The organism is Janthinobacterium pasteuri, from assembly GCF_051380775.1.
Lineage (GTDB): Bacteria > Pseudomonadota > Gammaproteobacteria > Burkholderiales > Burkholderiaceae_D > Janthinobacterium.
This window is the reverse complement of record NZ_JBNYXS010000006.1, coordinates 58,523-71,959: the sequence shown is the minus strand read 5'-3', so window position 1 is coordinate 71,959 and position 13,437 is coordinate 58,523. Positions and strand designations below refer to the sequence as shown.

Sequence of the window (13,437 nt, the reverse complement as noted above, 5' to 3'; positions counted from 1 at the left end):
ATAGGCTAAACGAGGGATGCCTTGAAGGCATCGTAAAAAAGGGAATTTTCTTCCGGGGTGCTGACGCTGATGCGCAGGCAATTGGCCAGCGCAGCATGCATTTTACTCATATTTTTAATTAAAACCCTGCGGGCAAGCAGTTTTGCGCAAACATCGTCGGAATCAGCCACACGAATCAGAAGAAAATTTGCCTTCGAGGGAAATACCGTCACGCCGGGCAGTTCCGCCAGGCGCAGCGCCAGTGCATCGCGCGCGCTGTTGAGCAGGTCCGCCTGGGCATTCAACACGTCGAGGTGCTCAAGCGCGAATTCGGCCGCCGCCTGCGTCAGCACATTCACATTGTACGGCGGACGCACTTTTTCAAATTGCGCCAGCAAGGCCGGCGCGGCCGACATATAGCCGAGGCGAATGCCGGCAAGGCCCAGTTTCGACACGGTGCGCATCACCACCAGATTCTCGAATTCGGGCAGGCGGCCCATGAAGCTGTGCTGCGCGAACGGCTCGTACGCTTCGTCGACGACGGCGATACCCGTGTCACCCAGGGCGGCGATGATGCGCTCGATGTCGGCGCTGGCAAACAGGTTGCCCGTCGGGTTGTTCGGATACGCGAGAAACACCAGCGCCGGGCGGTGCAGTTCGATGGCCGCCAGCATGGCGTCCATGTCCAGGCTGAAGTCGGCCTGCAGGGGCACGCCGACGAAATCCATGCCGGCAAACTGCGCCGAACGCGCATACATGACGAAGGCCGGCACGGGCGCCAGCAGCACGGCGCGCTTGCCCGGCTCCTGGTGGGCACAGGCCATGGCCAGGATGGAAATCAGTTCATCGGAACCGTTGCCCAGCATGACGTCGTAGCCGCTTGGCACGCCCAGCCTGGCGCAGATGGCCGCCTGCAGGCTGGCGTAGGACGGCGGATAGCGGTTCAGCGCCACACCGGCCAGGCGCGCGCCCAGTTCCTCGCGCAGATGCTGCGGCAGCGGATACGGGTTTTCCATCGCATCGAGTTTGATGTAACCACTGGCATCGGCTACCTGATAGCTTTTGACGGCCCGCACATCGGAGCGAACGGTGTTGCTGATTAACTGATCGAGGAAAGACATGCTGCAAACACTCCTGATGGAATTAAATGGAGACTAAATGACGACGTCTTCCGGCACGGCGGCGCTGCGCGCCTTGCGGGCCGGCGCTTTTTTCACAGCGGACGGCTTTTTCGCCGTTGCCGGCTTCTTGGCAGCCGCCGGTTTCTTCACGGCCGCCTTGGCGGCCTTCGCCACTGGAGCAGCCGGTTCGGCCAGTTCCAGCGCCAGTGCCGCCAGGCGCTGTTCGATGATGGCGCAGTAATCGGGATTCAATTCGAAACCGACGAAATCGCGTCCGCAGCGCTTGGCTGCCAGCGCCGTGGTGCCGCTGCCCATGAACAGGTCAAGCACCACGCCGCCGGGGGGACACGACGCCTTGAGCATGCGCTCGATGATTTCGAGCGGTTTTTGCGTCGGGTGGTCGGCCCGTTCCGGGTGTTCCTTGTGCAGGCGCGAGACACTCCACAAGTCTTTCGGGTTGTAGCCCACTTCCAGCCATTTCGCGCCAATGAAGATCGAGCGCGAACGGGCTTTCTTGGTGGCCGCGTCGTAGGCGATGCGCACCGCATCAAGGTCGAAGTAGTAATCCTTGCGCTTGACGAAGAAGCCGATGGTGTCGTGCACCGATGAAAAGCTGCGCACGCTGCCGCCCATGGACGGCACGCGGCGGTCCCAGATGATTTCATTCATCATCGCCATGCGCTGTTTCAGCATGACGAAGATCTCCGGCGAATAGCGCCAGGTCAAAAAGATATACAGGCTGCCGTTGGCTTTCAGCTTGGGCAGCGCCGCATCGATCCATTGCTCCGTCCAGCGCAGGTAGTCAGCCACGGACTGCTGATCCGAGGCATTGCCGTAATCCTTGCCCAGGTTGTACGGCGGATCCGTCAGGATCAGGTCCACTGAGCCATCGGGAATGCGCGCCAGCCCCGCCAGCGCGTCCTCGCAATAGACCCGGTTGACCCAGTCCGGCCGCTCCGCCAACTTCGTCATGGCTGCGGCTTCAAACGCAGTTCGGCGCTGCGCGCGTGCGCTTGCAAGCCTTCGCCATACGCCAGAGTGGCGGCGACACGGCCCAGGGTTTGCGCGCCAGCTTCGCTGACGTGAATGATGGACGAGCGCTTCTGGAAGTCGTACACGCCCAGCGGCGACGAAAAGCGCGCCGTGCGCGAGGTCGGCAGCACGTGATTGGGGCCGCAGCAATAGTCGCCCAGCGATTCAGACGAAAAGCGCCCCAGGAACATGGCGCCCGCGTGGCGAATCTGTTCGGCCCACTGCTGCGGGTTTTCCGCCGATATTTCCAGGTGTTCCGCCGCGATGGCATTGGCGATTTCACACGCTTCTTGCATGCTGCGCACCTTGATCAGCGCGCCCCTGTCCTGCAGCGACGTGCTGATGGTGGCCTGGCGCGGCATCGTCGGCAGCAGCTTGGCGATGCTCGCTTCGACCTTGGCGATATAGTCGGCATCGGGGCACAGCAGGATCGCCTGCGCCAGCTCGTCGTGCTCGGCCTGCGAAAACAGGTCCATGGCGACCCAGTCCGGGTCCGTCGTGCCATCGCACAGGACCAGGATTTCGGACGGCCCCGCGATCATGTCGATGCCGACGATGCCGAACACGCGGCGCTTGGCGGCGGCCACATAGGCGTTACCGGGGCCGACGATTTTATCGACGGCGGCGATCGTCTGCGTGCCGTAGGCCAGCGCGCCGACCGCTTGCGCACCGCCGATGGTGATCACGCGCGTCACACCGGCAATTGCGGCGGCGGCCAGCACCATCTGGTTTTTCACGCCATCGGGCGTCGGCACGACCATGATGATTTCGCCCACGCCCGCCACATGCGCGGGAATGGCGTTCATCAGCACGGAAGACGGGTAAGCAGCCTTGCCGCCCGGGACGTAGATGCCGACGCGGTCCAGCGGCGTGATCTTCTGCCCCAGCACCGTGCCATCGGGCTCGGTGTAGCTAAAACCGCGCAATTCTTCGCGCTGGCGTTCGTGGAAAGCGCGGATGCGCTGCGCGGCGATCTGCAGCGCCTCGCGCTGCGCCGACGGCAAGCCGTTCAGGGCCGCCTGCAATTCGGCCTGCGAAATATCAAAGGCCGCCATTTCCGCCGCGCCGCCATGCGGGATGCGGTCGAAACGGTTGGTGTATTCCAGTACGGCGGCGTCGCCGCGCGTTTTCACATCGGCCAGGATTTGCGCGACCGACGTTTCAATCGCTGCATCGGTGCCCGCCTCGAACGCCAGCAGCGTATCGAGCGATTGTTGGAAACCATCCTGGCTTGAATCGAGCTTGCGTATCTGTATCGGCATAATCGGCTTTCTGCTACTGAGTGTCTAGGCTTGCGAAGCGCGTTCAAACGCCTCGATAATCGGCTGCAAGCGCTCGCGCTTGAGCTTGAGCGCTGCCTGGTTGACCACCAGGCGCGATGAAATTTCCATGATGTGCTCGACCTCGACGAGGTTGTTTGCGCGCAAAGTGCTGCCCGTGCTGACCAGGTCGACGATGGCGTCGGACAGGCCGACCAGGGGCGCCAGCTCCATCGAGCCATACAGCTTGATCAGGTCGACGTGCACGCCCTTGGCGGCGAAATGCTCGCGCGCCGTGTGCACGAACTTGGTGGCCACGCGCAAGCGCGCGCCCTGCTGCACGGCCTTTTCATAGTCAAAGCCGGCCTGCACCGCCACCGACATGCGGCAGGAGGCGATATTCAGGTCGATCGGCTGGTACAGGCCTTCGCCGCCGTGCTCGAGCAGGACATCCTTGCCCGCCACGCCGAAATCGGCCGCACCGTACTGCACGTAGGTCGGCACGTCGCTGGCGCGCACGATGATGACGCGCACGTTCGGATCGTTGGTGGCCAAAATCAGCTTGCGCGAGGTCTCCGGGTTTTCCAGCACCTTGATGCCGGCCGCTTCCAGCAGCGGCATGGTGTCCTCAAAAATGCGGCCCTTCGAGAGCGCCAGGATCAGCTGGGAGCTGTCACCGTAGTTCGATCCGTTCATGCTCGTTCCTTGTTATTTAATACGTACGATGTTGGCACCTACGGCGGACAGCTTCACTTCCATGCGGTCATAGCCGCGGTCGAGGTGATAGATGCGGTCGATCAGGGTTTCGCCGTCGGCAGCCAGGGCCGCGATCACCAGCGACGCCGAGGCGCGCAAATCAGTTGCCATCACGGGCGCGCCGCGCAGCTGCTTGACGCCGGCGATGATGGCCGTGTTGCCCTCGATGGTGATGTCCGCGCCCAGGCGGTTCATTTCCTGCACGTGCATGAAACGGTTCTCGAAGATCGTCTCGGTGACGCGGCTGGCACCATTGGCAATCGTGTTGACTGCCATGAACTGCGCCTGCATGTCCGTCGGGAAGCCCGGGTATTCCGTGGTGCGGAAGCTGACGGGGTTCGGACGGGCCGACATCTCGGCGCGGATCCAGTCGGCACCGAAGGTCATCGTCAGGCCCATGGCGCGCAGCTTGTCGAGCGCAGCATCGAGAATGTCGGTACGCACGTTGCGCAAGGTGATATCGCCGCCGGTAGCCGCCACCGCGCACAGGAAAGTACCCGTCTCGATACGGTCGGCGATGACCGCGTGCGAGGCGCCATGCAAGGCGTCGACGCCCTGGATCACCAGGCGGCTGGTGCCGATGCCGTCGATCTTCGCGCCCATGGCCACCAGCAGGTGTGCCAAATCGGTCACTTCCGGTTCGCAGGCGGCGTTTTCCAGGATGGTCTCGCCTTCGGCCAGGGTCGCGGCCATCAAGAGGTTCTCGGTGCCGGTGACGGTGATCATGTCGGTCACGATGCGCGCGCCTTTCAGCTTGGCGCACTTGGCGTAGATGTAGCCCGCTTCGATGCGGATCTCGGCGCCCAGCGCTTCCAGGCCCTTGATGTGCTGGTCGACGGGGCGCGAACCGATGGCGCAGCCGCCCGGCAGCGAGACCTTGGCTTCGCCGAAGCGCGCCAGCATGGGGCCCAGTACGAGGATCGAGGCGCGCATGGTTTTCACCAGTTCATACGGCGCTTCCAGGGTGGTGATGGCGCTGCCATTCAAGACCACGCGGTCGCCGTCCTGTTGCACTTTCAGGCCCGTCTGGCCCAGCAGTTTCAGCATGGTGGCGACGTCGTGCAAGTTCGGCACGTTCGTCAGGTCCAGGTCGCCCGCGGTCAGCAGGCCGGCGCACAGGATGGGCAAGGCGGCGTTTTTCGCGCCGGAGATGGCGATGTCGCCGTTCAGGCGGTTGCCGCCGTTGATGAGGAGCTTGTCCATGTGCTTATCCTTGGAATTCTTCAGGTGTCAGGGTTTTCATCGACAGCGCGTGGATTTCCTCGCGCATGCGGTCGCCCAGCGCCGCATAGACGATCTGGTGGCGGGCGATCAAACGCTTGCCGACAAACGCGGGCGAGACGATCACGGCCTGGAAGTGCTGGCCATCGCCCTCCACTTCAAGGTGTGTGCATTCGAGGCCGGCCGACAGGTAGCCGTGGATCAGTTCTGGAGTGGTGGTCACGATAAGTCCTTGATATTGAATAATGTAGTGATGGGATGTGCCGCAATCAACGGCGCCGCAATTAGTGTCGCAACTAGTGACGCAAACGATAGCCGCTTTTCAGCAGGCGGATCGATGCCAGCGCCAGGATCACGAGGAAGCCGGCGACGATGGAAAGACTGAGCCACGGGCTGACGTCGGACACGCCGAAGAAGCCGTAGCGGAAGCCGTCGATCATGTAAAAGAAAGGGTTCAGGTGCGATACCGTCTGCCAGAACGGCGGCAGCGAGTGGATCGAATAGAACACGCCCGACAAAAAGGTAGCTGGCATGATCAGGAAGTTCTGAAAGGCGGCCAGCTGGTCGAATTTCTCGGCCCAGATGCCGGCGATCAGGCCCATGGTGCCCAGCATGGCGGCGCCCAGGAAGGCAAAGATGACGATCCACAGGGGCGCGACAAACGACAGGTCGGCGAACCAGCAGGTGATGGCAAACACGCCAAAGCCAACGGCCAGACCGCGCGCGACGGAAGCGAGTACATACGCCGAGAAGATTTCCCAGTGCGACAGGGGCGTCAAGAGCACGAACACCAGGTTGCCCGTGATCTTCGACTGGATCAGCGAGGACGAGGAATTGGCGAACGCGTTTTGCAGCACGCTCATCATCACCAGGCCGGGAATCAAAAAGGCCGTGTAGCTGACGCCGGGGCTTGGCTCCACGCGGCCGTCGAGCACATGGCCGAACACCAGCAGGTACAGCATCGACGTGAGCACGGGCGCGGCCACGGTTTGCGTCGCCACTTTCCAGAAGCGCAGCGTCTCTTTGTAGACGAGGGTGCGAAATCCTGTCGAAATCATACGGTACCTTTATCCATGATCTGCAAGAAGATATCTTCCAGGTCGGCTTGTTGCAATTGCATTTCGTCGATCTCGACGCCCGCTTCGCGCAGGCGGGCGAGGATTTTCTCGACTTCGCTGTATTCGTTGACGCGCAGGCTGAACTTGTTCGGCGCCTGCTGTTCTTCCGGGTGCAGCACCAGGTGCTGCAGGTCGGCCGGCAAGGCGCCGTATTTGAGGTGCAGCTGCAGCTGCGAGCCGGCGATGCGCCGGATCAGGGCCGACATGGTATCGAGCGCCACCACCTTGCCGCTCTTCAGCATGGCGACGCGCTGGCACATGGCTTGCGCCTCTTCCAGGTAGTGGGTGGTCAAGACGACCGTGTGGCCGCCTTCGCGGTTCAGGCGCGAGATGAACTTCCACAGGGTCTGGCGCAGTTCCACGTCGACGCCGGCCGTCGGCTCATCGAGCACGATGACGGGCGGCTTGTGCACCAGCGCCTGGGCCACGAGCACGCGGCGCTTCATGCCGCCGGACAGCGCGCGCATATTCGTGTCGGCCTTGCCGGTCAGGTCGAGGTTTTCCATGACCTCGTCGATCCACTTGTCGTTGTTCGGCAGGCCGAAATAGCCGGACTGCAGGCGCAGGGTTTCGCGCACAGTGAAAAACGGGTCGAATACCAGCTCCTGCGGCACCACGCCCAGGTTGCGGCGCGCGTTGCGGAAGTCCTTGACCACATCGTGGCCGTGGATCTTGACAGTGCCCGCGTCGGGGCGTATCAGGCCGGCGATGATGGAAATGAGGGTCGTCTTGCCGGCGCCATTGGGGCCGAGCAGGCCGAAAAACTCGCCTTCCTCGATGGCCAGCGACACGCCGCCCAGCGCCTTGAGCGATTTATAGCTCTTTTCTACATTCGTGATTTGAATTGCGGTCATGTGCTTGTTTCAAGTGTAATGCGTCTGGTGTGATGCGCCAGTTGCCGGGGACATCCAGGCCGGCAGGCCGGTGCAGGGTGCCTCCTTCAGACGAGGATGGCGCAACAGTCAATTATAGTTGGAAAATTCGTGGAACACTTGGAGATCAATCCGGCGGCGCTGCTGGCCTGCCGGCTTGAAAGCTACTGCTGATGCGGGGAGTGGGACAGGATCAATGATGATGCAGGTCGGACGGGCTGCGTTCGGCGTGGCCGCCAGCGCTGCCGCAGTCGTCGGCGCTCAAAGTGCTCGAGACGAGCGAGCAGACGCCATACAGCTTGGTGAGGTTTTTCAGGTTGTTCGGCAGGTTTTTCAGCTCCAGCACGCCGCCCGCATCCTGCGCGGCGCGCTGCCACGTCAGCATGACGGAAACGGCGGCAGAATCGACGGCCTTGACGTTGCGCAAGTCGAACTTGGTCTGACCCGAGCGGATGGCGTCCAGACCCTGCTCCAATGCCAAAGTGGCATTGTGCACGGTCAGGGAAGTCAGGGACTGCAAAGTGTCGAGAGAGTCGGGCATGGCGTCGGGCTGCGCTGGTCTGGAGCTGGTTCAGGAGCTATATGATAGCCGATTATTTTGCTTTGACAGCGGGACGGCTGGCCAGGGCCTTGTTTTTTGCCTGCAAGGTCTTGATCAGGCCATCGATGCCGCCCTTGCTGATCTCGCTGGCGAAGCTGCTTTTATACGTTTCCACCAGCCACGCGCCCAGCACGTTGATGTCATAGATCTTCCAGCCGGATGGGGTTTTCGCCACGCGGTAGTTCAGGGGCACGGGTTCGCCGCGCGCCACGTTGACTTGCGAGCGCACTTCCACTTCCGTATCGGCCGGGTCGGCGCGCATCGGCTTGAATTCCACGGTTTCATTCTTGATCTGCGACAGGGCGCCCGAATACGTGTAGATCAGCAAGGTGCGGAATTCCGCGGACAGCTGCTTTTGCTGGTCTGGCGTGGCGTCGCGCCAGAAGCGGCCGGCGGCCAGGGCCGTCATGCGCTGGAAATCCACGTATGGCAAGATCTTGCTTTCTACCAATTCGGTGACGCGCTTGATATCACCCGCCTGGATGGCCTTGTCGGCCTTGGCCGTGTCGATCACGTCCTGGCTGATGCGTTTGACCAATACGTCCGGCGCTTCAACAGCGGGGGCGGCCTGTGCGGCGGTGGCAAAGGCGATGGTCGCCATCGCCAGCAATTGTTTCATCAATTTCATGGTTCTACCTTTCATGGTGTTGCTATGCACCGGCTGGCGTTGATCGCAGCCGTGGTGTTTCTGTACCGGAGTTTACTCCTGGAGCTTGGCCTCGGAAGCAACGGTATTGCTACCAGATGTTACGAGGTCAGCCGGCGCCACATCGGCCGCTGCCGTGGCAGGTGGCGTTTCCGCTGGGACAGGCTGTGGTTGCGCCTCATAGGCCGGCTCATAATCGCTGGTGTCGTTTTTTGGCACTTTGCGGTCGCGGCGGTCCGTATCGCCATCGAAAACCTTGCTTTCGCGCGCCTGCAGGAAGCCGTCGCGGATGAATTCATAGCGGTCCAGCGCGGCTGCTTCCATCAGATTGGTCGCGTCGAGCAGCGCGGCGCGCTTGTCGACCACGCGCGTCACCGTGCCGATATTGCGCACATTGGCCGGATCCTTGTAGCGCCATGGGTCGCCCGTGACATCGAGCGGCAGGGCCACCGTGTCGCGCACGGTCGATGGGCCCAGCAGCGGCAGCATCACGTACGGACCAGGCTGGACGCCATACCAGCCCAGGGTCTGGCCAAAGTCTTCGTTATGCTTCGGAATGCCCGCCTGCGACGCGATGTCGATCAGGCCAAGCAGGCCAAAAGTCGAGTTCATGCTGACGCGCACGACGTCTTGCAAGCCCGCTTCACCCTTGCCTTGCAGCAAATTGTTCACGGCGCTCCACACATCGGACAAGTTGCCGAAGAAGTTGCCTACGCCCGTTTGCACGAACGACGGGGTGACCGTCTTGTAGGCCGTGGCGACCGGTTTCAGGGCCACCTGGTCAACGGTGTCGTTGAACTTGAACATGGCGCGGTTATACCCTTCGAGGGGGTCGCGCGGATTGGTGCCGGTGGCGCAAGCGCTCACGCTGGCGGCGATGGCCAGGGCCAGGCCGATACGCGCCAGACTGCCTTGGGATTGTTTGGTCGACTCGCTCATTTGCTGTCCTTTCCTTCCGCTGCCTTGCTGTAGATGAACTGATTGATCAGGTCTTCCAGCACTGTGGCCGATTGAGTACGGGCGATCTTGTCGCCCTCTGCCAGGTTCGCCAGATCCCCGCCTGCTTCCAGGCCGATATATTGCTCACCCAGCAAACCGGCCGTCAAAATCTTGGCCGAGCTGTCTTTCGGAAATTTGTAGCCATCTTCGATGTCGAGTTTCACCAGCGCCTGATACGTCTTGTCGTCAAAACGGATCTCCGCCACGCGCCCCACCACCACGCCAGCGCCCTTGACGGGCGCCTGCGGCTTGAGGCCGCCAATATTGTCGAACTTGGCACTAATGGTATACGTCTTGCTGAAAGACAGCGAGCTCATATTGCCGGCCTTGAGCGCCAGAAACATCAATGCCGCCACACCCAGCAAGACGAACAAGCCGACCCAGACATCCATAGATTTACGTTGCATAACAATCCTAAATTATTTTTACTTGCTGCCGCCTGCGCAACATCCTGCCCAGGCCCGCTGTTGTTCGCTGAACGGCAATTACTTGCTAAACATCAACGCCGTCATCATGAAATCGAGCCACCACACCATCAACGACGAAATCACCACCGTGCGCGTGGTCGCACCGGAGACATCTTCCGGCGTCGGCTGTGCCTGATACCCCTGGAACAGCGCGATGAACGTCACCGCGATGCCGAAGACCATGCTTTTTACATAGGTACCATTGGCGATATCTTTCCAGACATTCACACCACCTTGCATCTGCGACCAGAACGAACCTTCATCGACGCCGATCAGCACCACGCCCACCAGGTAGCTGCCGATGACGCCGACGGCAGTGAAGATGCCACCCAGGATAGGCATGGCGATCACGCCGGCCCAGAAACGGGGCGCCAGCACGCGCTGGATCGGGTTGACGGCCATCATTTCCATGGCCGACAACTGCTCGCCCGCCTTCATCAGGCCGATTTCCGCCGTCAGCGAAGTGCCGGCGCGGCCCGCGAACAGCAGCGCCGTGACGACCGGACCGAGCTCACGCATCAAGGACAGCGCCACCAATTGCCCCAGCGACTGCGTCGCGCCAAAGGTACTCAGTGTGTAATAGCCTTGCAAACCCAACACCATGCCGACGAACAGGCCGGAGACGGCAATAATCAGCACCGACCGGCTGCCGATGTAAAACAATTGCTCGATGAGCAAGTGTGGACGGCGCCACAAGCCCCCCGAGGAGGCGATGATAAGAAAGAACGAACGTACGGCAAAGCCGAGGTCTTGTACCGACCGCCGCAACCATGCCCCGATCGCCGCCAGGAAACGCGCGATCATCGGCCCGCTCCCGCGTGCAGACCCAGGTCGTCGGCCAGCGACTTGCCCGGATAGTGGAACGGCACGGGGCCATCGGCCTCGGCATTGACGAATTGCTTGACGTACGGATGCGTCGACGCGGCCATCTCGGCTGGCGTGCCGTGCGCCACGATCTTGCCCGATGACAGAAAATAGACATAATCAGCGATGGCGAAACACTCCTTCACGTCGTGCGATACCAGGATAGACGTGGAACCCAGCGCATCGTTCAGATTGCGGATCAAATTGGCCGTCACGCCCATGGAAATCGGGTCCAGGCCAGCGAACGGCTCGTCGTACATGATCAGTTCGGGATCGAGCGCGATGGCACGCGCCAGCGCGACGCGGCGGCCCATGCCACCGGAAATCTCGGCCGGCTTCAATTGCGCCGCATTGCGCAGGCCCACGGCGTGCAGCTTCATCAGCACCAGGGTGCGGATCAGCTCTTCATTCAAATCCGTGTGTTCGCGCAGGGGGAACGCCACGTTCTCGAACGCCGTCAAGTCCGTAAACAGGGCGCCGTGCTGAAACAGCATGCCCATCTTGCGGCGCATTTGATACAACTCGTCGGTCTTGAGCGTATGCACGATCTGGCCGTCGACATTCACGGAACCGGAACTGGGGCGCAACTGCCCGCCGATCAGGCGCAATACGGTCGTCTTGCCACTGCCGGAGCCACCCATGACGGCCACAACTTTTCCACGTGGGAAATCCATTTGAAGGCCCGATAAAATCGAACGTTCTCCATAGGCAAAGTGTAAATCACGGATCTCAACAAGATTTGGCACGACGAAGCTCACTATTTTAATGGCGTATTGTAGTGCAGAAACGCCAACCTCTGCTGAGACACCCCTTGGGACAGCCCCGTCAAGGGGAAGAATACAACACTAATGAATCGAAAGTCAGATATTGTAGTGGAAATTTGGCCGCCGCATGACGTCCCTGCCCGATCGCATTCGCAGCGGTTGACTTGACAAGCAAAAAGAGCAAAGGCCACGTCGCAATCCGCGCCGTGGCCCTGTCAAAAAACGAACAATGGCTCGTTTCTTAGCGCGGCAGCAGCGATGCCCCCATCAGGAACTCATCGACGGCGCGCGCACACTGGCGCCCTTCGCGGATGGCCCAGACCACCAGCGACTGGCCACGGCGCATGTCGCCGGCCGCAAACACCTTGGCTACCGAAGTCTGGTAGCAGACTGCGCCATCCGTTGTCGCCTTGACATTGCCGCGCGCATCCGTATCGACGCCGAACGCTTCCAGCACTTGTTGCACAGGGGAAACAAAACCCATGGCCAGGAAGACCAGGTCGGCCTTCATCTCGAATTCCGAGTTCGGCACTTCGTTCATCTTGCCGTCCTTCCATTCCACGCGGCAGGCGATCAGCTTTTCCACCTTGCCGCCCTTGCCTTCGAAACGCTTGGTAGCCACGGCCCAGTCGCGCTCGCAGCCTTCCTCGTGCGAGGACGAGGTGCGCAGCTTGGTCGGCCAGTAGGGCCAGACCAGCGGCTTGTTTTCCTGTTCCGGCGGCTGCGGCATCAATTCGAACTGGGCCACCGAGGCGGCGCCATGGCGGTTCGAGGTGCCAACGCAGTCGGAACCCGTGTCGCCGCCGCCGATCACCACCACGTGCTTGCCCGTCGCCTTGATCTGGTCCTTGAGCTTGTCGCCCGCGTTGACCTTGTTTTGCAGCGGCAGGAAATCCATGGCGAAGTGCACGCCTTTCAGTTCGCGGCCCGGCACGGGCAAGTCGCGCGGCTGCTCGGCGCCGCCGGCCATGATGACGGCGTCAAATTCCTTTTCCAGGTCTTCCGGGAAAATGGTTTCCTTGGCCCAGTTGTTGACGTGGGCAGGAAAATCCTTACCGACCAGCACGCTGGTGCGGAACACCACGCCTTCGGCTTCCATCTGTTTCACGCGCAAGTCGATGTGCGACTTTTCCATCTTGAAGTCAGGGATGCCATAACGTAACAAGCCGCCGACCCGGTCGCTCTTTTCAAACACGGTGACGGCATGGCCGGCGCGCGCCAGCTGCTGCGCCGCCGCCAGGCCGGCAGGGCCGGAGCCGACGATGGCCACTTTCTTGCCCGTGCTGAAAGGGGCTGGCTGCGGCGTGACCCAGCCGTGCTCCCAGCCCATGTCGATGATTTTATGTTCGATCGACTTGATGCCGACCGGATCTTCGTGGATGCCCAGGGTGCAGGCCGATTCGCACGGCGCCGGGCAGATGCGGCCCGTAAATTCCGGGAAGTTGTTGGTCGAATGCAAGATGTCGAGCGCTTCGCGGTAAGCGCCGCGGTACACCAGGTCATTCCAGTCGGGAATGATGTTATTCACGGGACAACCCGTAGTGCAGAAGGGAATGCCGCAATCCATGCAGCGCGCGCCCTGCACGGTGGCTTGCGCATCCGACAGGTGCAGCACGAATTCCTTGTAATTCTTCAGGCGCGCGGCAGGCTCCAGATAGTGTTCGTCCTGGCGCTTGAATTCCATGAAGCCGGTAATTTTACCCACGATGTTTCCTTTGTATGTTTAGCTGGCGGGAGC

The 13,437-nt window shown here is 61.3% G+C and carries 15 protein-coding genes; all 15 read right to left on the bottom strand.

Going from position 1 to position 13,437, the window contains the following annotated elements; translation table 11 throughout:
* Nucleotides 1–5: 5 nt before the first annotated feature.
* Nucleotides 6–1,100 carry a histidinol-phosphate transaminase gene (hisC, locus tag ACQ4WN_RS08450; protein ID WP_436551123.1) on the bottom strand — a complete coding sequence of 365 codons (1,095 nt, stop codon included), beginning with the start codon at nucleotides 1,098–1,100 and terminating at the stop codon, nucleotides 6–8.
* A 33-nt stretch (nucleotides 1,101–1,133) separates the two neighbouring features.
* Nucleotides 1,134–2,072 carry a DNA-methyltransferase gene (locus ACQ4WN_RS08445; protein ID WP_436551122.1) on the bottom strand — a complete coding sequence of 313 codons (939 nt, stop codon included), beginning with the start codon at nucleotides 2,070–2,072 and terminating at the stop codon, nucleotides 1,134–1,136.
* A complete protein-coding gene (gene hisD / locus ACQ4WN_RS08440) occupies nucleotides 2,069–3,394 on the bottom strand; it encodes a histidinol dehydrogenase (protein ID WP_436551121.1) in 1,326 nt (441 codons plus the stop codon). Before hisD ends, ACQ4WN_RS08445 begins: the two co-directional genes overlap by 4 nt.
* Before the next feature lie 24 nt (nucleotides 3,395–3,418).
* On the bottom strand, nucleotides 3,419–4,087 hold the full coding sequence (gene hisG, locus ACQ4WN_RS08435) for an ATP phosphoribosyltransferase (protein WP_436551120.1): 669 nt from the start codon (nucleotides 4,085–4,087) through the stop codon (nucleotides 3,419–3,421).
* A gap of 12 nt (nucleotides 4,088–4,099) precedes the next feature.
* Nucleotides 4,100–5,350 (bottom strand): UDP-N-acetylglucosamine 1-carboxyvinyltransferase, encoded by a 1,251-nt coding sequence (gene murA / locus ACQ4WN_RS08430; RefSeq protein ID WP_436551119.1) that lies wholly within the window; start codon nucleotides 5,348–5,350, stop codon nucleotides 4,100–4,102.
* A 4-nt stretch (nucleotides 5,351–5,354) separates the two neighbouring features.
* Nucleotides 5,355–5,591, bottom strand: coding sequence for a BolA family protein (locus ACQ4WN_RS08425; protein ID WP_436551118.1), 237 nt, complete (start codon nucleotides 5,589–5,591; stop codon nucleotides 5,355–5,357).
* A 73-nt stretch (nucleotides 5,592–5,664) separates the two neighbouring features.
* Nucleotides 5,665–6,426: an ABC transporter permease gene (locus ACQ4WN_RS08420; RefSeq protein WP_070290316.1), complete on the bottom strand. Its 762-nt coding sequence runs from the start codon at nucleotides 6,424–6,426 to the stop codon at nucleotides 5,665–5,667.
* Nucleotides 6,423–7,340, bottom strand: coding sequence for an ABC transporter ATP-binding protein (locus ACQ4WN_RS08415; protein WP_436551117.1), 918 nt, complete (start codon nucleotides 7,338–7,340; stop codon nucleotides 6,423–6,425). The genes ACQ4WN_RS08420 and ACQ4WN_RS08415 overlap by 4 nt, the downstream gene beginning before the upstream one ends.
* A 211-nt stretch (nucleotides 7,341–7,551) precedes the next feature.
* Nucleotides 7,552–7,899, bottom strand: coding sequence for an STAS domain-containing protein (locus ACQ4WN_RS08410; RefSeq protein WP_436551116.1), 348 nt, complete (start codon nucleotides 7,897–7,899; stop codon nucleotides 7,552–7,554).
* 52 nt (nucleotides 7,900–7,951) lie between these two features.
* Nucleotides 7,952–8,587, bottom strand: a complete 636-nt coding sequence (locus ACQ4WN_RS08405; RefSeq protein WP_436551115.1) for an MlaC/ttg2D family ABC transporter substrate-binding protein — start codon at nucleotides 8,585–8,587, stop codon at nucleotides 7,952–7,954.
* 72 nt (nucleotides 8,588–8,659) lie between these two features.
* Complete coding sequence (locus ACQ4WN_RS08400; protein ID WP_436551114.1) at nucleotides 8,660–9,544, bottom strand: MlaA family lipoprotein; 885 nt, start codon at nucleotides 9,542–9,544, stop codon at nucleotides 8,660–8,662.
* The gene (mlaD, locus tag ACQ4WN_RS08395; protein WP_101483233.1) at nucleotides 9,541–10,011 is read right to left on the bottom strand and encodes an outer membrane lipid asymmetry maintenance protein MlaD; all 471 of its coding nucleotides are present in this window, start codon (nucleotides 10,009–10,011) and stop codon (nucleotides 9,541–9,543) included. Before mlaD ends, ACQ4WN_RS08400 begins: the two co-directional genes overlap by 4 nt.
* A 78-nt stretch (nucleotides 10,012–10,089) precedes the next feature.
* Nucleotides 10,090–10,875 carry a lipid asymmetry maintenance ABC transporter permease subunit MlaE gene (gene mlaE / locus ACQ4WN_RS08390; RefSeq protein ID WP_332861853.1) on the bottom strand — a complete coding sequence of 262 codons (786 nt, stop codon included), beginning with the start codon at nucleotides 10,873–10,875 and terminating at the stop codon, nucleotides 10,090–10,092.
* The gene (locus tag ACQ4WN_RS08385; RefSeq protein ID WP_436551113.1) at nucleotides 10,872–11,681 is read right to left on the bottom strand and encodes an ABC transporter ATP-binding protein; all 810 of its coding nucleotides are present in this window, start codon (nucleotides 11,679–11,681) and stop codon (nucleotides 10,872–10,874) included. The genes mlaE and ACQ4WN_RS08385 overlap by 4 nt, the downstream gene beginning before the upstream one ends.
* A 259-nt stretch (nucleotides 11,682–11,940) precedes the next feature.
* On the bottom strand, nucleotides 11,941–13,404 hold the full coding sequence (locus ACQ4WN_RS08380; protein WP_436551112.1) for a glutamate synthase subunit beta: 1,464 nt from the start codon (nucleotides 13,402–13,404) through the stop codon (nucleotides 11,941–11,943).
* Between the last annotated feature and the right edge of the window lie 33 nt (nucleotides 13,405–13,437).